We start from the raw sequence: 20,527 nt of genomic DNA on the forward strand, positions 1-20,527 counted from the left end.
ACTCAGCTCTGGCACCCACGCCCACTCTTTCATCAGGATGCACACATGCAGGTAGAAAGCTTTTTCGAATGGCTCGGCCAGGCGCTGGGGTCGGTCATCCGCTTCATCGTCGACATACTCAGCGGGTTGTTCAACACCTTGAGCCACGCTGGCGGCAACTTTGTCGAAGGGCTGTCACAGGCGCTGGGCATGGACACTTCGATCGTCAGCATCCTTGCGCTGGTGGTCGGCCTGTTGCTGCTGTACTCGGCCATCCGCGCCTTCATGCGCGCCTCGATCATCGGCGGGATCATCTGGCTGGTATTGGGGTTGTGGGTGTTGAGTTGGGTGATTCACTGAACCACCCAACCCCTCGTAGATAAAGCCGCAGCATTCAACGGCCCTTGATTACCATCTCTGGCACCGTCTCACCCACCGCCTGCCAGTTCGGCCGGTACATCGACTCCACTTGCGGCGGCGGTACACGATAGGTGCCGGGCGTGACCGCCCGCGCCAGATACAGCAGGTGCGTGGTGCCATAGCCGTCGAGGTTCAACGCTGCGACGTAACGATCGTCACGGAACTCCTGGTGCTTGAGGCTGGCGTTCTGCATCGACTCACGCCACTCCTTGACCTTGCTGCTGGCGTTTTCCAGGCTTGCGGCGCTTTGGGCCAGGTTCTGGTTTTCCAGCTCCAGGCCGGCCGGCAACAAGTCCACCACCAAGGCATCCGGCACGCGCTGCTTGGCGCTGACGGCGATATGCACCAGTACCAGGTCGCCGCTGGCCAACGCCTTGAGGTCCAGAGGCTGGCCGTTCATGCCCAGGTACTCACGGCGGATGTTCAGGTTCTCGCCACCCGGTGCCGGCGCCTGCAGTGGATAACCGGAGATGGTCAGCTGTTGATAGACCGGCTCGCTGCCGGCATTGCTCAGCGTCAGCGGCGAGGCCAGCAACGGCCCTTGCAGCTTGAGCCCGGGCTGGGCGTTGTTCAGCTCACGGGTTTGCGTGCCACTGCTCAACTGCGCAGTCCAGTTGGCTTCAGGCTTGCCCAGCAAACTACGGCCGGCGAGGAACAGCGAGTTGCGCTCCTGGGTCGACAGGTACGGGCTGGCAGCCAACTGGTCGGACAGCTCGAACAAGCGCTCTTCGCGCTTGCCCTTGTCCAGGTCGTATTCCTGCAGCAACGCCAGAATCAGCGCCTGGTCCCGCAGCGGGCTGCCGTAGTCGGCCAGCCAGTCGTTGGCCTTGCGTGTCGCCGCAAGCCCCGCGACCAGCGCCTGCGCGGCGCGTGGTTGATCGCCCATGAGCTGCAGGGCCACCGACAATTGCACCAGTGGCAACCCGGAACGGGCATCGCTGCGCCGCTCGAACAGACTGCGCAGCGCGCCCAAAGGTGCCTGTTGGCTGCGGGCCAATACCAGGCCGGCATAGGCCTGCACCGCAAACCGCGTGTGCTCGGCGTTTTCGCTGTAGTCGACTTCGATCAGGTTGCGCTCCTGCAGGTAACGCAGCAGGCGCTCGTTGGCTTTTTTCAGGGCATCGGCCGGCACGCCGAAACCCTGGTCGCGGGCGCGCAGCAGGAAGTCGGTGACGTAGGCTGTCAGCCAGTACTCCTCCTCCCCGTCGGCGCCCCACAGGCCGAAGCTACCGTTGTAACGCTGCATGCCCAGCAAACGTTCGATGCCCAGTTCGATCTTGCGCTTGCGCGCAGCTTCCGGCTCGCCTTCCAGGCCCAGGCGTTTCAGGCTCGCCGCGTCGGCATACAGCGACGGGTACAGGCCGCTGGTGGTTTGTTCGGAACAACCATAGGGGTAGGCTTTGAGTGCACGGATCTGCTCGCCCAGGTTCAGCGGTGGCCGGCTCGACAGGCTGAGCAAGGCTTCGCGCCCGGCCGGTTCGAACAGTGCCAGTTCACTGTCAGGCAGGCTCCAGGGTTGCTCCTTGAGTACCGCGCGATAGTGCTTGAGCAGCGCCGGATAGGCCGGCCGCACGCCCAGGGTCCACTCCCGGGTAAACGGCGGCAGGCTCTCGCCCGGTAAGTCGAGGCCGTTGACCAGCACCTTGACCTTGCCCTGGCCAAAACCACCGAGGGCGCGCAGGGGAATGCGCAAGGTGGTGCGCTGGCCCGGGGTCAACGCCACACTGTGGGCCGCCGTGTCCACTAGGGCCAGTTGGCCCTCGGTGCTCAGTTGCACCTGCAGCGTCTGCGCCTTGCCCGAGAGGTTCGACAGGTCCAGCGCCAGGCTGGTCTGGTCGCCGCCAGCGAGGAAGCGTGGCGCCGAGAGTTCGGCGATCAAAGGCGCGGCGATCACCGTCTTGGCTTCGGCCATACCGTAGCGATCGTCGGTCCAGGCCTGGGCCATCAAGCGCAGTTCGCCGTTGAAGTCCGGAATATCGACACTGACCTGACCTTCACCCTGCTCGTTGAGGGTAACCGGTGCGCTCTGCAGGGCGACGATGGTCACGCTGGTGTCCGGGCGTTTGCCGCCCTTGGCCAGCGCCGCATCACCACCAAAGGCCAGGCTGGCCAGACGGCCTTGGCCGGCTTCGATCAATTGCCCGTAGACGTCCAATTGGTCAGCGCCGTAGGCCTTGCGTCCAAACAGGCTGGAGTAGGGATCCGGGGTCGGGTACTCGGTGATATTGAGGATGCCGACATCGACTGCAGCCAACAGCACGTGCACCTGTTTTGGCACGCTGCCGTCGGCATTCCTGGCCTGGATCTTCACGCTCAGCGGCTGTTTGGGGCGCATTTTTTCCGGTGCACTCAGGCTCAGGCCAAGCTTGCGCTGGGTCCGATCCAGCGGCAGGTGCAGCACGCCGACCGCACGCTTGGGGGTGACGTTGGCCTTGCGCTCACCGGGACGAATCACCAGCGCGCTGACATACAGATCGTGCCGCGACCATTTCGGATCGAGCTTCACGGCAAAGCTCTTGCCCTCGGCCGGCACTTCGATTTCCTGCCACCACAGCGGGCCATCGGCCGACTCCACCAGCAGGTAGCCTTTGCCGGCCGCCGGTGGCGTTACCGTGACCATGGCCGTGTCGCCATCGGCATAGGCCGGTTTATCCAGCGCCAGTTTCACTTGGTCCGGACGCACTGCTCCGCCTTCGGCGTTGTCCTGGGCGCGGTAGCCGGCCCAGAAGCGCAGGCTGCTGGTCACCCCGGTCTGTGGGTCTTCGACTTCCACCCGATAAGGGCCCCACTCCACCGGGAAGCTGACCTTGGCCGTGTCACCGGCCTTGATGCTCAGGGTCTCTTCGGCAAGGTTTAGGAACTTCTCGTTGAAGTGATAGCTCCAGCCATCGTTGTCCGAGTAGTTCCAGTAGTAGTCGCGGCGCTCGCGAATCAAGCGCACCTTGAGGTTGTCGGCGGCCAGCTTCTGGCCCTGGTTGTCGGCCATCAACAGTTCGAACTCGACCGGACCATCGCCGTCGGTTTCCTCGCCATCGAACAAGGCGCGCAGCCCCGGCATGCGCTCCGCCGGCCACACCGGTTGCACCACGCGCCGGGTAATCGGCCGGCCACCGGACTCCTGCAGGCTGGCCTGGACGATCAGTTGCAGCGGTGACTTGGCTTCGGCCCATTTGCTGTCGAGGGAGATCAGCACTTCGCCGTCTTCGTCCAGCGCGGTTTCCTCCAGCTCCAGGTCCTGGCTCAGCTCCTCTTCGGTCACCGAGCCGAATTGATAACCCGGCAGGCTCTTGACCGCCTCACGCAGCGGTCGCACGTACACCTGGCCACTCAAGCGATTGCCGGCGGCCGGCGCGCCGTAGAGATAACGACCATTGACGCTGATTTGCGCGGTGTCGCCCGGTTTGATCGGTTGCTCGCTGCCCTTGAGTTCGAGGGCCAGGCGTTCGGGAAGGAAGTCTTCGACGAGAAACTCGTAGAGTTGTGGCTTGCCGTCGCCCAGGTCGAACACCAACTGCCAACGCCCGGTCGGCGCTTCGCCGGCCAGCTGCAACTGATACTGATACAGGCCGGAGGCATCGGCGTCCCAGACGAACTTGCGACTGACCTGCTCGTCCGGGCGCCGCACTTCGACACTCACCGGCTGCGGCTTGACCGCGTTGCCGTCGGCGTCGCGCAGCAGGGCGTTGAGCAGCACGGTTTCGCCGGGGCGGTAGAGGTCACGCGGGCCGAACACGAAGAACTGCAATGGATGGGACTGGGGGCCGCCGATGTTGAACTCGGCCAGGTCCAACGCTGCACTGTTGAGTCGCAGCAGGCTGGTCTGCTGGCCCTGGTGGGCGAGGAGCACTTCGGCTTTTTTCGGCAGCGGCAACTGAGCGTGGCCGCCCTGCCCAGTCTTGCCCTGGCCGACCACGCGGCCGTCGCTGTCGAGCAACTCCAGGCTGACATCGTCCAGCGCCTTGCCGCCCTCCAGGGCTTGGGTGAACACGTCCAGGCGGTTCTGGTAGCGGTGCACCGAGAGGCCGATGTCACTGAGGGTAAACAGGGTCGCAGGTTGCGAATAGTTGTACGTGCCCGAGGCGCGCATGACCGCCAGGTAGACGCCCGGTTGCTGCAGGGGCTTGAGGCCGGCGATCGGCAACAGCAGGGTTTCACGGGTGTTGCGCGCCGGGTTCAGGTCAAAGCGGCCGCCATACACCAACTCGGCCATGGGCAGCAGTTCACGGGACTCATAGCTTTGCAGGCTGTTGTTGCGACCCCATTGGGCGAGGAACGCTGGCAGCGATTCGGATTTGATCCGGAAAAATTCGACGTCGACCTTGTCGACATTCAGGGCAATCACCGGCAGGCCTTCGGCCAGGCGCGTCGGCAGCAGACTGCCACGGCTGGCAAACCCTACGGTCGGTTGCAGGTCGCGGGTTTCCAGGCGGCTGACATATTCGCCGGTCAGCTTGGCGTCGTTGACCGCCAGCAATCCGGCATCCACCGTCAGCACCAGCTTGCGCTGCGGCTCAAGGTGACGCAGGCGCAGCTCCATCAGGTTGTCGGAAAGCTCCCAGGCACCATCGACCTTGCCGCTTTTGCTGTCGACCAGGTGCAGCTTGTCGGCGAATTTCTGCTGGGGGTCCAGCGGCACCGAAAAGCTCACCGACAGGGTGCTGGCACCGTCGAGCTGGATTTCCGAGACATCCACCACGCTCAACTCACGGCCGGCGTAGCGCTGCTTCAGCGCCGCCAGGTCTTGCCCGGTGTGCGTCTTGGCGGCGCTGACCGTGGCCGCCGGTGCGGAGCTGGCCGGGGGTTGGCCGGGAGTCGATGAATCGCAGGCGCTGAGCAAGGTCAGCGCAGCGGCCAGAAACAATCCTTTGTTAAGCATGGGGCACTCGTGGGCAGGAGTATCGAAGGGTTGAACTATAGCCCAAGCGCTTGCCGGGCTGGAGTGATTGACCGACGGTTGGGTGTTTGGTTCGGCGCCCGGGAGCTGATCGCCGCTGATCCCGAACCACCGCCCCTGCGGATCTGCCGCTACAATGCCGCTCGCCCAAGGAGCCTGCATGTCCACCCTGATCAACGACTGGCGCGACCGCCCGACCCATCGCCGTGTCTGGGCGCTCGCCGCGCCGATGATTCTCTCCAACCTCTCGGTGCCGTTGGTGGCGCTGGTCGACAGTGCCGTGATCGGCCACCTGCCCCACGCCCACCAACTGGGCGCCGTGGCGATCGGTGCCAGCCTGTACACCTTCCTGGCCTGGGCCATGGGTTTCCTGCGCATGGGCTCCACCGGGTTCGCGGCCCAGGCCGCCGGACGCGGGGACGGCGCGGCCTTGCGCCAGATCTTGCTGCAGGGCCTGCTGCTGGCGCTGGGGCTGGCCGTGCTGCTGGGCAGCCTGGGCGTGCCACTGAGTGGCGTGGCGCTGCACTTCATGCAGCCGTCGGCGGAGCTCGAACACCTGACTCGGGAGTTTTTCCACACCCGGCTGTTTGGCTTGCCTGCGGCCCTGGCCAGCTATGCGCTGGTCGGCTGGTTCCTCGGCACCCAGAACGCCCGCGCGCCACTGGCGATCCTGCTGACCACCAACCTGGTGAACATTGCCCTCAACCTGTGGTTCGTCATTGGCCTGGAGTGGGGTGTGGTCGGCTCGGCCCGGGCGTCGGTGATCGCCGAATGGACTGGCGCCCTGCTCGGCCTGGCCATGACCCGCAGCGCCCTGCGCGCTTTCCCCGGGCATATGGCCTGGGCGGCACTGGCGACCTGGCAGAGCTGGCGGCCGCTGCTGGCGGTCAACCGGGATATCTTCATCCGCAGCCTGGCGCTGCAGTCGGTATTTTTCATGATCACGGTGCAGGGCGCCCGACTCGGTGATGCGACGGTGGCAGCCAATGCCCTGTTGCTCAACGGCCTGCTGTTGACAGCCCACGCCCTCGATGGCCTGGCGCATGCCGTGGAGGCGCTGTGCGGCCACGCCATCGGCGCCCGTGATCGCCAGGCCCTGCGCCGTTCGCTGGTGGTGGCTTGCGGTTGGTCGTTGATCGCCAGCACTGGCTTCGCCCTGTTGTTTCTGTGTGCCGGGCACCTGTTCATTGAAATGCAGACGGATATCCAGAGCGTGCGCGACACCGCTTTCAGCTACTTGCCTTACCTGGCCGCCCTGCCCCTGATTGCGGTCTGGAGCTACCTGCTCGACGGCCTGTTCATCGGCGCCACCCGCGCGCGGGAAATGCGCAACGGCATGCTGTTGACCGTGGTCATCGTCCTGCCGTTCGCCTGGGCCCTGCAAGGCCTGGGCAACCATGGCCTGTGGCTGACATTCCTGCTGTTCATGTTGCTGCGCAGCCTGACCCTGGGCGTATTCGCCTGGCACCTGCGCAACAAGGACCAATGGTTCACCGGCCACACGCAGTGAACCACCGTACTGGCGCAGACGCCGGCTTCAAGTCGGATCGTTGCGCCAGTGCTGACGCAGGCTGTCCAGACGCTCCTGCTGAGTGCCTCCCGGCAGAACCACCTGCAGCGTGGCGGATGGGTATTGCAGGCGCAGGCGCAACCAGCCGTCCAGCACCGCGTGCTCGGTGAAGCCCTGTTCCAAGCCTTCCTCGAGGCAGCACCAGATCACCCCATAATCATGTCCAGTGGCCCGGCACCACGACCAGGCATGGCGCTCCAGCAAACACGTCTGCAACTTATCCTGCTGGTGCTGGCTGAGGTTGTCTTCGATCGCCAGCTCACTTACAGCCCGGCGCGGATTGACCATCTGCTGCCACCCCAGGCTGCCCATGGCCCGATCCGCCCAGGTGCCGCCGTACCAGTACAACCGGTCGATCGGCCCCAACCAGCGGCTTAACTCACTGGCGTCGCGGGCATCGAAGAAGTAGCTGGCGGTCCAGGGGTTGTAGTAGCTCAACAGGCCCTTGTGATGCAGGCCGAAGGTCACCGTGAGCATGCGCCGCAAGTGCTCGAGCAACGGACCTGCCGACACCGAGGTCTGCAACAGTAGCCCAGGCCAGTCTTCCGGCTGATCATGGACGCAATCGGCCAGCCTCGCGTGGCTCGCCAATTCGATCACCTGCGGCCCCTGCTCGCGCAACCCATGAAGGTCGGTGTTGGCAAACAACGCGTGCCGCACCGCGCCGGCAAAGCCGTGCTGCAACCGGCTGCAGGCCTGCGGTGCGGCGGGTATGTCGAGCAACAGCCATTGCGCTGTGCGAGTCAGGCTCATGCTGCACCACTCAGGCCATCACCTGTCGCCGTGCGACACACGCAGATGAACTGGCGGCAATGGCTGTAGCTGCCACCACCGGGCAGCAGGCACAGCAACACCAGCGGCTGACTGGTGCGCAGCAGGGTCAGCAAGTCCTGGGCCGCGATCGCAGGCACTTCCTCCATGGTTGCACTCGGGGTCTCGACCGTGGGCGGTTCCATGGCCTTGAGGTGAATGTTCGGGCTGGACAGGCGCAAGGTTTCACCGTCGAAACTCACTTCGCTGTAACCGACCTTGAACTGCCGTTCAACGCTGGGGCCAACGGCCTGTTCCGGCCCGGGCGACACTTGCAGCTGTTGCTCGCTCCCCATGAATGCTGCCGCACTGATCTGCAGTTGCAAGCGTGTCGCAGGCGAGCCGGTAGCAGCCAGGTTATCCCCGGTCTGCAGTGGCGTGACGAGCACGCCACAGATCAAGGGCTGGTCCGGATCACCCTCGGTATAGCTGACGTACACCTCCACACCTGTCCTGAGAGCGTTTATCGCCTGGACAGATAAATGCGCAGCCACCGGCAACCAGCAATGACTGGGACGACCGCCCTCGCCCTGGTACAGCCACTCCAGTTGCACCGCGATCCGCTGCTGCGCATCACGGTGTTGGCCGTCCACGCTCACCACCCAGCCGAGTTGCAGGCTGCTCATGCGCGGTTTCGCCGGCGATTCGGCTGGCACGTACGGCACGCCCCACGGAATGGCCCGCAGTCGATTGTGATAGTGCGGCACGTCGTGCTGGCTCGCGCAATGTTCGACCCGGGTGATCAACCACTGGCCAGTGCCCTCGGTGCTGGCGTGTCCGGAGCAGGATAAAAGCCGCCCAGCGCGCACTGTGGGCCGCTCGGTTGCTGCCTGCACATGGATGCCGTCCGCTTGCGCATGCACTGCAAATCGCCTGACACCGGCGGCACCTTCAACCCCGAAGCTCAGCGTCTCGGCCACGCAGTGGTGCTGCCCGCAATCGCTAAACACCAGGCAATGGCCTGCTCGGCGGTGCCGGAAGTGGTAGTCAATCGACTGCTGGCCACACAGGCGCTGGACAAACGCCAGGTCGGATTCACGGTACTGAGTGCAGAACTCCAGTGCCGGATACTCACCGCGCAATTCGAATCGGCAAGCCTGCCCGTCAATGCCGTGCTCACTCAACACCTGGGCGAGGATCTGCGGCACCGACAATCCGCTGAATACACGCTGGGTGAAGCGACGTGCCAGACAGGCCAGTCGCGGGCCCAGGGTCACACGCCAGAGGCCAGGTTGTGCTTCATCGTGAAGCGGCACCAGGCCCTGGATCTGTCCATGAATGCCGCTGACCGCCGTGCCGAAACACAGATAGGCCGCGCGAAACATCAGGCTGGACAGGTCCAACTGGCGCTCGTCCAGGTGCAAGTCCAGCAAGAATGCATAGGGTTGGCTGATGGCTTCGCTGCCGCTTAACGCGACCACGACCAGGGGCTGGGGTTGACCCGCTATCTCCAGACGAAATGACGGCTCGTAAAGGGGATCGAACATCGGCTTTTCTCTACAGGAGGGGCGGCCGGGGATTCTCGCTGAGAGACATGGCCGAGTAGAGTGCCGAAATACAACTTGGGAAATGGACTACATGAAATGAGGAAGCACCATCGTTGATAGTGCTACACCATTAAAAATCGCTGAAAAAACTAGGAATCGCCTTACCAGACCATCCGAATTTTCCGTAAGACGCGGAACATTTTCAGACAGCCTGGTTTCAGCGGTTCGTTACCTCAGGAAGACAGGTACGAAGAACGAGTCAGGCCCAGGCGCAGTGCGTCGAGGAACTGGGTACGCTCGGCAGCGGTGATCCGCGCGCTGGCGACTTTGTCGCGGTAGTGAGTCATCAGCTCTTCCGGCGACAAGTGCACGTAGCGCAGCATGTCCTCGATGGTGTCGTGGGTCTCGATCCCAGCGTGATAAACACTGCCGTCGGCATTCTGGTAGATGTTCACCGAGTCGGTGTCACCAAACAGGTTGTGCATATCGCCGAGGATTTCCTGGTAGGCACCCACCAGGAAGATCCCCAGCAGGTAGTCTTCACCGTCCTTGAGGGCATGCACCGGCAGGCTGGTCTCGATGCTCTGCTCGTCGACGTACTGCTTGATCTTGCCGTCGGAGTCGCAGGTCAGGTCTTGCAGCACGGCGCGGCGCAGCGGCTCTTCGTCGAGACGGTGCAGCGGCAGGATCGGCAGGACCTGGCCAATGGCCCAGGTATCTGGCAGGCTCTGGAATACCGAGAAGTTGCAGATGTACTTGTCGGCCAGCTTGTCGTTGAGTTCGTCGAGCACCTGGCGGTGCGAGCGCTGACGGGCCTTCAACGAGTTGTGCAGGCGACGGCAGACGGCGAAGTAGCATTGCTCGGCCAGGGCTTTCTCGGCCAGGGTCAGCTTGCCATCGGCGTACTGGGCCGCCACGTCGCTCATGTAGTGAGTGGCGCGCCAGTAGGTTTCGGTGACCATCTCGATGTCGGTCGGACCCAGCAGGTCCACCAGCCATTGCACGGTTTCCGGCAGTGCTTCCTTGTTCTCGATCTGCGGTACGTCGTCGTTGTGTTTCTCGACGTCGGTCACCTGCACCACCAGCATGGCGTGGTGGGCGGTCAGGGAACGGCCGCTTTCGGAGAAGATGTTCGGGTGTGGCAGGCTCTGCGCGTCGCAGAATTCCTTGAGCATCCCGACCACGACACCGGCGTAATCGTCCATGTCGTAGTTGATCGAACTGGCATTACGCGAGTGCGTACCGTCGTAGTCCACACCCAGGCCGCCGCCGACGTCGATGTGGTCGACCGGCAGGCCGAGGTTGCGCAACTCGCCGTAGTAACGGATTGCTTCCTTGAAACCGTGCTGGTAGTCCGCCAGGTTGGCGATCTGCGAACCCATGTGGAAGTGCAGCAGGCGGATGCCCTGGTCCAGGCCAGCGGCGCGGAAGCGCTCGACCACCGACAGCAGTTGCGCCGCCGACAGGCCGAACTTGGATTTCTCACCACCGGTGTCCGCCCACTTGGACGAAGCCAGGGACGACAGGCGTACCCGCAGGCCGACCTGTGGCTTGACCTTGAGCGAGGCGGCTTCTTCGATCACCAGGCCGACTTCGGATTCTTTCTCGATCACGATGAATACGTTGTGGCCGAGCTTCTGGCCCATCAGCGCCAGGCGGATGAACTCACGGTCCTTGTAACCGTTGCAGACGATGGTGCCGCCCTTCGGCGCCAGGGCCAGCACGGCCAGCAGCTCAGGCTTGGAACCGGCTTCAAGGCCGATGGACACATCCTGGGTAGCGATGATGTTCTCGATCACCGCTTCTTGCTGGTTAACCTTGATCGGGTACAGGGCGGTGTATTTGCTCTGGTATTCCAGGCGCTCGATGTTCGCATCGAAGGCGCCGGTCAACTGACGCACGCGGTCTTGCAGAATGTCCGGGAAACGGACCAGCAACGGCAAGGACAGGCCACTTTTGCGCAACTGGTCGACTTGCTCGAACAGGTCGATAGGCGAGCTGTTCGGACCGTTCGGACGAACTTCGACGCGACCGGCGTCATTGATCGCGAAATACCCGGCCCCCCAATGGCGAATCCCGTAAACACTGCGGCTGTCCGCAACTGTCCATTGGCTGCCATCGTCTTTGCGTGTGCGTCGTACGGACATCGAAGTCCCCTATAAATGAAGTCAAAGAGCGCCACCCGGGTTGAGGGCTGGCGCAGCTTAAAGAATGAAAATGACGATTAGCCTGCAACGAGGGGATAGACCTCGAATGCAGCCCTGAGTTTAGAAACCGGTCAGAACAGGCTCTGTGAAAACCATGGAGACGCCGCCGACGCTGATCGGGATCAGGCCTGCGTCAAGTCGGGTGGTCTTCACAGAGGCTGCTAGCCGCCGGATTTCTTCGCTTTGAAACCGTGCTTGATCAGCTCTGCCAAGAGTAGCTCGACATGATCACCCTGGATTTCGATGACCCCGTCCTTCAACGCACCGCCGGTGCCACAGCGTTTCTTCAACGTCGTGGCCAGGTCCTTGAGCGCGTCTTCGGCCAGCGGTACGCCGCTGATGGTGGTCACCGTCTTGCCGCCACGGCCCTTGCTTTCGCGGCGCACGCGCGCGATGCCATCACCGGCCGGGATAACGGTTTGTTGGCAGATACAGGCTGCCACGGGCTGGCTACAGTCCGGGCAATGCCGACCTGCGTCGGTGGAAAATACCAGGCCACCAAGGGCGGCGAAGGATGCGGCTTTTTTGGCCACCGGCAATCCTCTTGGGAGGACAAAGACTGGTCGCAGCCACGTTGGCACGGGCTATCGACCGCGAAGCCCCACTCAGGCAGGGGCAGCGCTACTGGAACGGTAATACCCCTGCAGGAGCGAAGCTTGCTCGCGCCTACAAAAGCCAACCGGTCCAGTTTTAAAAGGTCGCGCAGTGTAACGACAAAAAGCTCACTTGCTAAGAGCCAATCGGCGCCAATTTATGCATCTTTTGCGACGTCGATGCCGCGCGCCCGCAGATAGCGTTTCAAGGCCGCCAAAGAGTCCGGGCAGTAAGGCTTTTCGCTGATTTCCTGCATGACCTGGGCAAGGGGGATAAAACGCGCCTGCAGCACCTCTTCCGGTTGCAGTATCAAGGGCCCGTCCCAGACCGCCGAAAACGCCGCACACCACAGGCGGCTGTCGGTGTCCTCGAAGAAAAAATGGTCGTGGGCGGTCAGTTCCACCCCGCTCACCCCCAATTCCTCCGCAAGCTCCCGGGCCGCCGACTCGGCGTAGCTTTCATCGACACCGACCATGCCGCCGGCCGCCACATCCCAGAATCCGGGATAGAGCGCCTTGCTGAAGGTGCGCTGATGCACGCACAACTCACCGCTGGAGTTGAACAGCATGATGTAGGTGCCGCGCCCGATCAGCCCGCGCTCGCGCAACTCTGAGCGCACCAGTGAGCCGAGCAGGTGGTCCTGCTCGTCGACCCAGGCGATCTGCTCGGCATCCGAGGCCGCACGGTGCGCGGCCTCCCGGGCTTGATCAACCATGACTCAGCCCTGGTTGAGCAGCTGACGCAGGTCGATCACCGCTGCGTTGGCCCGCGAAATGTAGTTGGCCATGACCAGCGAGTGGTTGGCCAATGGACCAAAACCGCTGCCGTTGAGGATCATCGGGCTCCAGACTGGCTCCTGCGAGGCTTCCAGCTCACGAATGATCTGGCGCACGCTGACGGTGGCGTTCTTCTTGGCCAGGACATCGGCAAAGTCGACTTCGATCGCCCGCAGCAAGTGCGACAGGGCCCACGCCTGGCCGCGCGCCTCATAGAACACGTTGTCGATCTGCATCCACGGGGTTTCCACCACTTCCTCGTCGACCTGCGGCACCTGGCCTGGGGCCACGACTTCGGTTTTCAGCGAGGTGTTCAGCTTGACCCGGCCGACACTGGCCGACAGGCGTTGCGACAGCGAACCCAGGCGGGTGCCGACATCGCCCAGCCAGTTGTTCAGGTTGTCGGCGCGGGCATAGAACAGCGCGTTCTTTTGCGAAGGGTCCGACAGGCGCGCCTGATAGCGGGTCAGGGAGTTGATGCCTTCCTGGTATTCCGACTCACTGGAAGGCAGCACCCAGCTCTTGTTGTCGAAGTTGAAGCGCGGCTCGGCCTTGGCCAGGTCGGCGTCTTCAGCCGACTGCGATTGCGAGCGGGCAAAGTCTTTGCGCAGGGCCCGGGTCAGGTCGCGGACCTGTACCAGCACTCCGTATTCCCAGCTCGGCATGTTGTCCATCCACAGGCCCGGCGGGAACCGGTCGTTGGAAATGTAGCCGCCTGGCTTGTTCAGCAAGGTACCGGCCACCGACTTCAGGGTTTCCACCGTGGTGTAGCCGACGACCATCTGCTTGCCGTCTTTCTCGGCGGCGATCTGGGCGTTCTGCTGGACCGGGAACAGCGCAGGCTCCTCGCTCCAGTACCAGCCCAGGCCGATGGTCACCAGCAGATACAGACCGATCAGCGTAGCCAGCGCACGGCTGAACAGCAGGCCACCCAAATAGCTGCGGGTGTCCGACTTGGGTTCGGCGGCGCGCTCGGGCGCGCTGCCTGCACGGTTCTTCCAGTCCAGCATGGCGATATCCTTTCAATCACTTGAGTTCATCGGTTCGACCACAACCCTACTCCATCGTGCCTCGCCAGCAGCGGATTAATCCTGCCCTGGCACGGCGCCGCATGTGTGGCGGTCGAGCGAGCACTATAGATGAAGCAGAGCCACGAGCCTACGAGACCAGTCGGTCATAAACTGAATGGAGTCGCTTTGCACAATATTGACTGGCGACACTCATGCAACTGGAAAGTGGTGCTAGCATAGAGCCACCACTCGACCTCAGCATGCACCCTCACTAGTAGTCAGGATATGACCGAGCCAGAAGACCCCAGCCGTGAGCGCCTCAAGCAGCACTTTGCCCAGCGGGTAATTCATCAGGCACGTCAGATTCTTGAGATTTGGCAGCGCCTGCAAGGCAGTGAGTGGTCGACAACCGACCTGGCGGAGCTCAGCGAAGCCAACCTGCGCCTGCTACGTTTCGCCGAGCGCTTCGAACAGCCCGAACATACCCAGTTGGCGCACGGTATCAACCAGTCCCTGCAGGCCGTCGACGCCAATCGTGGACGCTTGAGCAGTGGCCTGATCAGCGACCTCAACCGCTTGATGCAACGCTTGTCGCGCACCGGCCTGCGCCAGGGCGACCAGCTCGAGCAAACCTATCTGCCGCCCTTGCGCAAGCCGGTGTACGTGTTGCTGCAGGATCACGACCGTGCCGAACGCCTGGCCAAGCAGCTGGAGTTTTTTGGCCTGAGTGCCCAGTCCCTGGACAGCGTGGCGGCGTTTCGCGCGGCGATGGTCGAGCGCCTGCCGAGTGCGATTGTCATGGACGTCGATTTCGAGGGCCCGGGCTTGGGCCTGCAACTGGCGGCCCAAGCCCAGGAAGGCCTGGAGCACAAGCTGCCGCTGCTGTTTTTCAGCCTGCTGGAAACCGACACGCCGACGCGCCTGGCCGCGGTCCGGGCCGGCGGCCAGGAGTTCCTCACCGGCACCCTCGAGGCCTCGAGCCTGCTGGAAAAGATCGAAGTGCTGACCTGCATCGCCCAGTACGAACCCTACAAAGTGCTGATCATCGACGACTCCCGCGCCCAGGCCATGTACACCGAGCGCCTGCTCAACAGTGCCGGGATCATTACCCGCACCTTGATCGAGCCGATCCAGGCCATGGCCGAGCTGGCGGACTTCCAGCCCGACCTGATCATTCTCGACATGTACATGCCGGCCTGCACCGGTACCGAACTGGCCAAGGTGATCCGACACAACGACCGTTATGTCAGCGTGCCGATCATCTACCTGTCGGCCGAGGATGACCTGGATAAGCAACTGGACGCCATGAGCGAAGGGGGCGACGACTTCCTGACCAAGCCGATCAAGCCGCGCCACCTGATCACCACCGTGCGCAATCGCGCGGCCCGGGCCCGCAACCTCAAGGCACGCATGGTCCGCGACAGCCTGACTGGCCTGTATAACCACACCCATATCCTGCAACTGCTCGAAGACTGCAGCTTCCGCGCCCGCCGCGAGAACAAGCCCTTGAGTTTTGCCATGCTCGACATCGACCACTTCAAGCGAGTCAACGACAGCCACGGCCACCCCATGGGCGACCGGGTGATCAAGAGCCTGGCGCTGTTTCTCAAGCAACGCCTGCGCAAGACCGACTTCATTGGTCGTTATGGCGGCGAAGAGTTCGCCATCGTCATGCCCGACACCGATATCGAATCGGCCTACAAAGTACTCGAGCAGATCCGTCGACGCTTTGCCGAGATTCACTACCCAGCCCAACCGCAAGACCTGTGGTGCACCTTCAGCGCCGGCGTGGTCGACCTGAGTGAAGACAGCGACAGCCTGATGATGGCCAGCCAGGCGGACGAAGCCCTGTATCGCGCCAAGGCGGCAGGTCGCAATCGGGTGCAGGCTGCGCAGCAATCAAGGCAAAGTGCCACTTTTTCTACGGAAGCCACCGATTTGGTCATAACGCTGTAATACGAACGCAATAACTTCGGGCGCTTACCATTCTGTCGTCGGTAGAAACCTGATGCGCCTGAAGTGGCTGACCAATCTCAATACCCTGCTGTTAGTGGCGGTGTGCCTCGCACTCGGCACCACTTTGTGGTGGTCGCAAAAAGCCCTGGAACGTCCTTATCTGCTGATGGAGCGTTACCTGGGGCTCTCCCAGCAGTTCCAGAACCAAGTGGCACGCAAGATCGAAGACTACCTGCAAAGCGGCGACGCCTTGCGCCTGAGCAGCGCCACCCAGGCGATTACCACGCTGCAACAAGGCCTGGATGAAATGCCCCCCGAGCTGGCGCAAAGCCTGCGCCCAAGCCTGGCCAGCCTCGAGGCGTTCAGCAACACCGAGCTGCTGGCGGCGGGCAAGCTGGCTGGAGATCCACAAGCGCTGCTGCTGCAAGCGGAACGCGAACTGGGGGCCAGCCTGGAGCAACTCGGCCAGTACGCCACCGCCAGCCCCGGCCCGGAATCCGCCGCTTACTTGCCGGCGTTGCTGGCGGCGGCCCAACACCTGAGCAAGCTGTCCCTGGCCCGGGACAAATTGGTGAGCAGTGGCCGCAGTGAGTTGGCGGTCGATGTCGAGCGTGAAGTGACCAACATCCGCAGCCAGGCCGACCTGATCGACGCCTTGCCATTGCTCGGCGTGGCGAGCAGCCAGGCGTCGAACAGCGACGACTTCGCCTCGATGATGGGCCTGCAAGGCAACGAACAAACGGTCGCCGAAGATGCCGGCACCGGCTACAAGCGCGAATTGGCCAGCCTGCTCGCCCGCTACCCGGCTGAACTGGCCCGGACCCGCGAACAGATTCGCCAACGCAGCGAACTGAGCGCCGCCACCCACCTGAAAATCGACGCCGTGCAGCAGGCCATCGCCGGGCTGGAGCCCGTGGTGCGCGCTCAGCATGGGCAGATTCAAGGCGAAGTGCGCTTGATCCAGGGCGCGATGATCGGCCTGATTCTGTTGATCGCCCTGCTGATCGACACTCTGCAAAGACGCCTGGCACGGGTCCTGAGCAACCTGGCACCGGCCTTGTCGACCTGGGCCGAAGGGGATTTCAGCGCCGACATCCACTTGGGGGCGACCAACCGTGAACTGCACGACATCGAAGAATCGCTCAATCGCCTGCGCGCCTACCTGGTGGATCTGGTGGGCACCATCCGGCGCAACGCCGAACAAGTCGCCGGCAGCAGCCGTGTGCTGGCCGAACTGAGCAACGAACTGCACAGCGGTGCCGAGCATCAGGCTGGCGACACCGCGCTGATCCGCGACTCCCTGGGCGAGCTGGAAGCCACTATCGTGCAAGTGGCCGGCGATGCCAGCCAGGCGGCCGACGCCAGTCGCCATGCGGGCCTGGCAGTCGCCCACGGGCAGCAGGTGATCGGCATGAGCCTGACCGGGCTGCACGCGTTGGTCGACGAGGTCCAGGGCAATGCCCAGATGATCGAGCACCTGGCCGAGGAGTCAGCGACCATCGGCGGCGTGCTGACAGTGATTCGCTCGATTGCCGACCAGACCAACCTGCTGGCCCTGAACGCCGCCATCGAAGCCGCCCGCGCCGGGGAAATGGGCCGTGGTTTTGCAGTGGTCGCCGAGGAAGTTCGCTCCCTGGCCCAACGCACCGCCGGCGCCACCGCCGAAATCCAGACCCTGATTGCCGGCTTGCAACAGGCGGCGCGCTTGTCGGTGGACGGCATGCGCGCCCAGGTCGAGCACGCCGAGGCCACCGCCAGCCAGGCGCAGGCGGCTGACGGAGCCCTGGATAAAATCGTCGATGCGATCCAGACCATCGCCGATACCGCCGTGCGCATCGCCGATGTCACGGCCCAGCAAAGTGGCGCGGTCAGCGAAATCCGTGATCACAGCGAACGCATTCATCAACTGGGCGGGGACAATCTGCTGCGCATTGGCCAAGGGCGCAGCCAGGGCGAGAACCTGTTGGTGCTGGGCGGGCAACTGCATACGGCAGTGCAGGCCTTTCGTGTTTGAGCGACCTGTTGCAGGCGCTTCGCCTGTCGCCGGGACTTCGCCGAACGTGCAGCCAACTTGAATGACCAGATTTAATCAGTTGGTCATATACTTCGCGCAATCATCGGTAATCGTGCTGGCTATTGCAGAGAACTGGACAGTCACATTTGCTTTGCGGCATAGTCGCCGGGTTCTGATAACTACGCATAGATCACAAGGAACAGCAGATGGCGACCCTACTGGTGCTGCACGGCCCCAACCTGAACCTGCTCGGCACCCGCGAACCGGGCGTCTACGGGGCTATCACCCTGGCCCAGATCAATCAGGACCTGGAACAGCGGGCACGTAACGCCGGCCATCATTTGCTCTACCTGCAAAGCAACGCCGAGTATGAATTGATCGATCGTATTCACGCAGCTCGTGTCGAGGGCGTGGACTTCATCCTGATCAATCCAGCAGCTTTTACGCATACAAGTGTCGCATTACGTGACGCGCTGCTGGCGGTGAGCATCCCATTCATCGAAGTGCATTTGTCTAACGTGCACAAACGCGAACCTTTCCGCCATCACTCTTACTTCTCCGACGTAGCGGTGGGAGTGATCTGCGGCCTTGGCGCCAGCGGTTATCGACTGGCCCTGGAGGCCGCCCTGGAACAGCTTGAAAGACCGGCAACGGCTTGAACAACAAGCGTTAAACGCCCCTGACCGACCCTTGGGAGTTGATGATTCATGGATATCCGTAAAGTTAAGAAACTGATCGAACTGCTGGAAGAGTCCGGCATCGACGAGCTCGAGATCAAGGAAGGCGAAGAGTCCGTACGTATCAGCCGCCACAGCAAGACTCCAGCCCAGCAGTACTACGCTCCGGCGCCAATGGCTGCACCTGTTGCCGCCCCGGTTGCTGCAGCGCCTGCTGCTGCCGCTGCACCTGCCGCTCCGGCCGCACCCGTGCTCAACGGCACCGTGGCCCGCTCGCCAATGGTAGGTACCTTCTATCGCAAGTCTTCGCCGACTTCGCCGTCCTTCGTTGAAGTAGGCCAAAGCGTGAAGAAAGGCGACACCCTGTGCATCGTCGAAGCCATGAAGATGATGAACCACATCGAAGCTGAAACCAGCGGTGTGATCGAATCCATCCTCGTTGAAGACGGCCAGCCGGTTGAGTACGACCAACCGCTGTTCACCATCGTTTGAACCGCGGAGTGCCTTTGATGACTGCGAAGTTGGAAAAAGTCCTGATCGCCAACCGCGGTGAAATTGCCCTGCGGATCCTGCGCGCCTGCAAAGAGATGGGTATCAAGACCGTCGCCGTTTACTCCAAGGCCGACAAGGAGCTGATGCACCTGGGCCTGGCAGACGAATCCGTTTGCATCGGTCCGGCATCGGCCGCGCACTCTTACCTGCACATCCCGGCAATCATCGCCGCAGCCGAAGTGACCGGCGCTACCGCCATTCACCCAGGCTACGGGTTCCTCGCGGAAAACGCTGACTTCGCCGAACAGGTGGAGAACTCCGGTTTTGCCTTCATCGGCCCGAAAGCTGAAACCATCCGCCTGATGGGCGACAAGGTTTCGGCCAAGCACGCCATGATCGCTGCCGGCGTACCCACCGTTCCAGGCTCCGACGGCCCGCTGCCCGAAGACGAAGAAACCGCTCTGCGCATCGGTCGCGAAGTGGGCTACCCGGTGATCATCAAGGCCGCTGGCGGCGGCGGTGGTCGCGGCATGCGCGTGGTGCATAAAGAAGAAGACCTGATCTCCTCGGCACAACTGACCCGCTCCGAAGCAGGCGCGGCGTTCGGCAACCCGATGGTCTATCTGGAAAAATTCCTGACCAACCCACGTCACGTGGAAGTCCAGGTGCTTTCCGATGGCCAGGGCCACGCCATCCACCTGGGTGACCGCGATTGCTCGCTGCAACGTCGCCACCAGAAAGTTCTCGAAGAAGCGCCGGCACCGGGCATCGACGAGAAGGCTCGCCAGGAAGTCTTCGCCCGCTGCGTCAAGGCGTGCATCGACATCGGCTACCGTGGCGCCGGCACCTTCGAGTTCCTGTACGAGAATGGCGCGTTCTATTTCATCGAAATGAACACCCGCGTTCAGGTTGAGCATCCGGTTTCGGAAATGGTCACCGGTATCGACATCGTCAAGGAGATGCTGAGCATCGCCGCTGGCAACAAGCTGTCGTTCACCCAGGATGACGTGGTCATCCGCGGTCACGCGCTGGAGTGCCGGATCAACGCCGAAGACCCGAAAACCTTCATGCCGAGCCCGGGCACGGTCAAGCATTTCCACGCGCCAGGCGGCAACGGCGTTCGCGTCGATTCGCACCTGTACAGTGGTTATGCCGTTCCGCCGAACTACGACTCGCTGATTGGCAAGCTGATCACTTACGGGGCAACCCGTGACGAAGCCATGGCGCGCATGCGCAATGCGCTGGACGAAATCGTGGTTGACGGGATCAAGACCAACATCCCGCTGCACCGCGACCTGGTCCGCGATGAAGGCTTCTGCAAAGGGGGCGTGAACATCCACTACCTCGAGCACAAGCTGGCGGGCGAGAAGCACTAAGCTTCGAAGCTGCACCTGACAAAGCCGCCTTCGGGCGGCTTTGTTGTTTCTGCACCACCACCCACCTTGTGGGAGCGGGCCGGGATGTGGGATTAGACCGAGTACATATCCATTTTTGCGGTAACGGCCTCCTATGGTTCCGCCTGACGGCGGCTCACTTTTGAACAGCCCAAAAGTAAGCAAAACGCTCTTTCCCCACCACTCGGTGCCTCGCTTAGGCTCGGCATGCCCGTACTCCGACATTGATTTGGGGGGCCGCCGCAAT

13 protein-coding genes and 2 pseudogenes are annotated in these 20,527 nt (G+C 62.7%); 8 read left to right on the forward strand and 7 right to left on the reverse strand.

Annotated elements, in window-relative coordinates:
- Window positions 1-45 precede the first annotated feature (45 nt).
- On the forward strand, window positions 46-339 hold the full coding sequence (locus tag ACIOVD_RS22630) for a hypothetical protein (protein WP_095170186.1): 294 nt from the start codon (window positions 46-48) through the stop codon (window positions 337-339).
- A gap of 34 nt (window positions 340-373) precedes the next feature.
- Here ACIOVD_RS22630 and ACIOVD_RS22635 read toward each other — a convergent pair whose 3' ends face one another.
- The gene (locus ACIOVD_RS22635; RefSeq protein WP_401130315.1) at window positions 374-5,275 is read right to left on the reverse strand and encodes an alpha-2-macroglobulin family protein; all 4,902 of its coding nucleotides are present in this window, start codon (window positions 5,273-5,275) and stop codon (window positions 374-376) included.
- A gap of 178 nt (window positions 5,276-5,453) precedes the next feature.
- On the opposite strand from ACIOVD_RS22635, the gene ACIOVD_RS22640 reads away from it, so the two are divergent.
- A complete protein-coding gene (locus tag ACIOVD_RS22640) occupies window positions 5,454-6,803 on the forward strand; it encodes an MATE family efflux transporter (RefSeq protein ID WP_401130317.1) in 1,350 nt (449 codons plus the stop codon).
- A 27-nt stretch (window positions 6,804-6,830) separates the two neighbouring features.
- On the opposite strand, the gene ACIOVD_RS22645 is transcribed toward ACIOVD_RS22640, so the two are convergent.
- Window positions 6,831-7,616 carry a DUF4123 domain-containing protein gene (locus ACIOVD_RS22645; RefSeq protein WP_095170183.1) on the reverse strand — a complete coding sequence of 262 codons (786 nt, stop codon included), beginning with the start codon at window positions 7,614-7,616 and terminating at the stop codon, window positions 6,831-6,833.
- A gap of 835 nt (window positions 7,617-8,451) precedes the next feature.
- Here ACIOVD_RS22645 and ACIOVD_RS22650 point away from each other — a divergent pair.
- Window positions 8,452-8,550 (forward strand): annotated as a pseudogene (locus tag ACIOVD_RS22650) (hypothetical protein); the annotation flags it as partial.
- Between the two features lie 52 nt (window positions 8,551-8,602).
- Here ACIOVD_RS22650 and ACIOVD_RS22655 read toward each other — a convergent pair.
- From ACIOVD_RS22655 to ACIOVD_RS22675, 5 genes and pseudogenes are all read right to left on the reverse strand, one after another.
- A pseudogene (locus ACIOVD_RS22655) lies at window positions 8,603-9,160 on the reverse strand (contractile injection system protein, VgrG/Pvc8 family); the annotation flags it as partial.
- Between the two features lie 233 nt (window positions 9,161-9,393).
- On the reverse strand, window positions 9,394-11,307 hold the full coding sequence (gene speA, locus ACIOVD_RS22660; protein ID WP_095170181.1) for an arginine decarboxylase: 1,914 nt from the start codon (window positions 11,305-11,307) through the stop codon (window positions 9,394-9,396).
- Window positions 11,308-11,528: 221 nt separating this feature from the next.
- Complete coding sequence (locus ACIOVD_RS22665; RefSeq protein WP_095170180.1) at window positions 11,529-11,900, reverse strand: translation initiation factor Sui1; 372 nt, start codon at window positions 11,898-11,900, stop codon at window positions 11,529-11,531.
- A 218-nt stretch (window positions 11,901-12,118) separates the two neighbouring features.
- Entirely contained in the window at window positions 12,119-12,676 is a 558-nt protein-coding gene (locus ACIOVD_RS22670) for an NUDIX hydrolase (RefSeq protein WP_401130320.1), read from the reverse strand.
- Window positions 12,677-12,679: 3 nt separating this feature from the next.
- A complete protein-coding gene (locus ACIOVD_RS22675; protein ID WP_095170178.1) occupies window positions 12,680-13,747 on the reverse strand; it encodes a DUF2333 family protein in 1,068 nt (355 codons plus the stop codon).
- 285 nt (window positions 13,748-14,032) lie between these two features.
- Here ACIOVD_RS22675 and ACIOVD_RS22680 point away from each other — a divergent pair, with 285 nt between their 5' ends.
- The 5 genes from ACIOVD_RS22680 (at window position 14,033) to accC (ending at window position 20,262) form a co-directional block, all read left to right on the forward strand.
- Window positions 14,033-15,703 (forward strand): diguanylate cyclase, encoded by a 1,671-nt coding sequence (locus tag ACIOVD_RS22680; protein WP_401130322.1) that lies wholly within the window; start codon window positions 14,033-14,035, stop codon window positions 15,701-15,703.
- A 1,465-nt stretch (window positions 15,704-17,168) separates the two neighbouring features.
- Window positions 17,169-17,717: a methyl-accepting chemotaxis protein gene (locus tag ACIOVD_RS22685; protein WP_371917604.1), complete on the forward strand. Its 549-nt coding sequence runs from the start codon at window positions 17,169-17,171 to the stop codon at window positions 17,715-17,717.
- Window positions 17,718-17,923: 206 nt separating this feature from the next.
- On the forward strand, window positions 17,924-18,376 hold the full coding sequence (aroQ, locus tag ACIOVD_RS22690) for a type II 3-dehydroquinate dehydratase (RefSeq protein WP_095170175.1): 453 nt from the start codon (window positions 17,924-17,926) through the stop codon (window positions 18,374-18,376).
- A gap of 48 nt (window positions 18,377-18,424) precedes the next feature.
- Window positions 18,425-18,886, forward strand: a complete 462-nt coding sequence (gene accB / locus ACIOVD_RS22695) for an acetyl-CoA carboxylase biotin carboxyl carrier protein (protein WP_095170174.1) — start codon at window positions 18,425-18,427, stop codon at window positions 18,884-18,886.
- Between the two features lie 17 nt (window positions 18,887-18,903).
- A complete protein-coding gene (gene accC / locus ACIOVD_RS22700; RefSeq protein WP_095170173.1) occupies window positions 18,904-20,262 on the forward strand; it encodes an acetyl-CoA carboxylase biotin carboxylase subunit in 1,359 nt (452 codons plus the stop codon).
- Window positions 20,263-20,527 lie beyond the last annotated feature (265 nt).

Origin of the sequence: Pseudomonas sp. NPDC087626, assembly GCF_044743405.1 — a bacterium.
In the GTDB taxonomy this organism is placed as follows: Bacteria; Pseudomonadota; Gammaproteobacteria; order Pseudomonadales; family Pseudomonadaceae; genus Aquipseudomonas.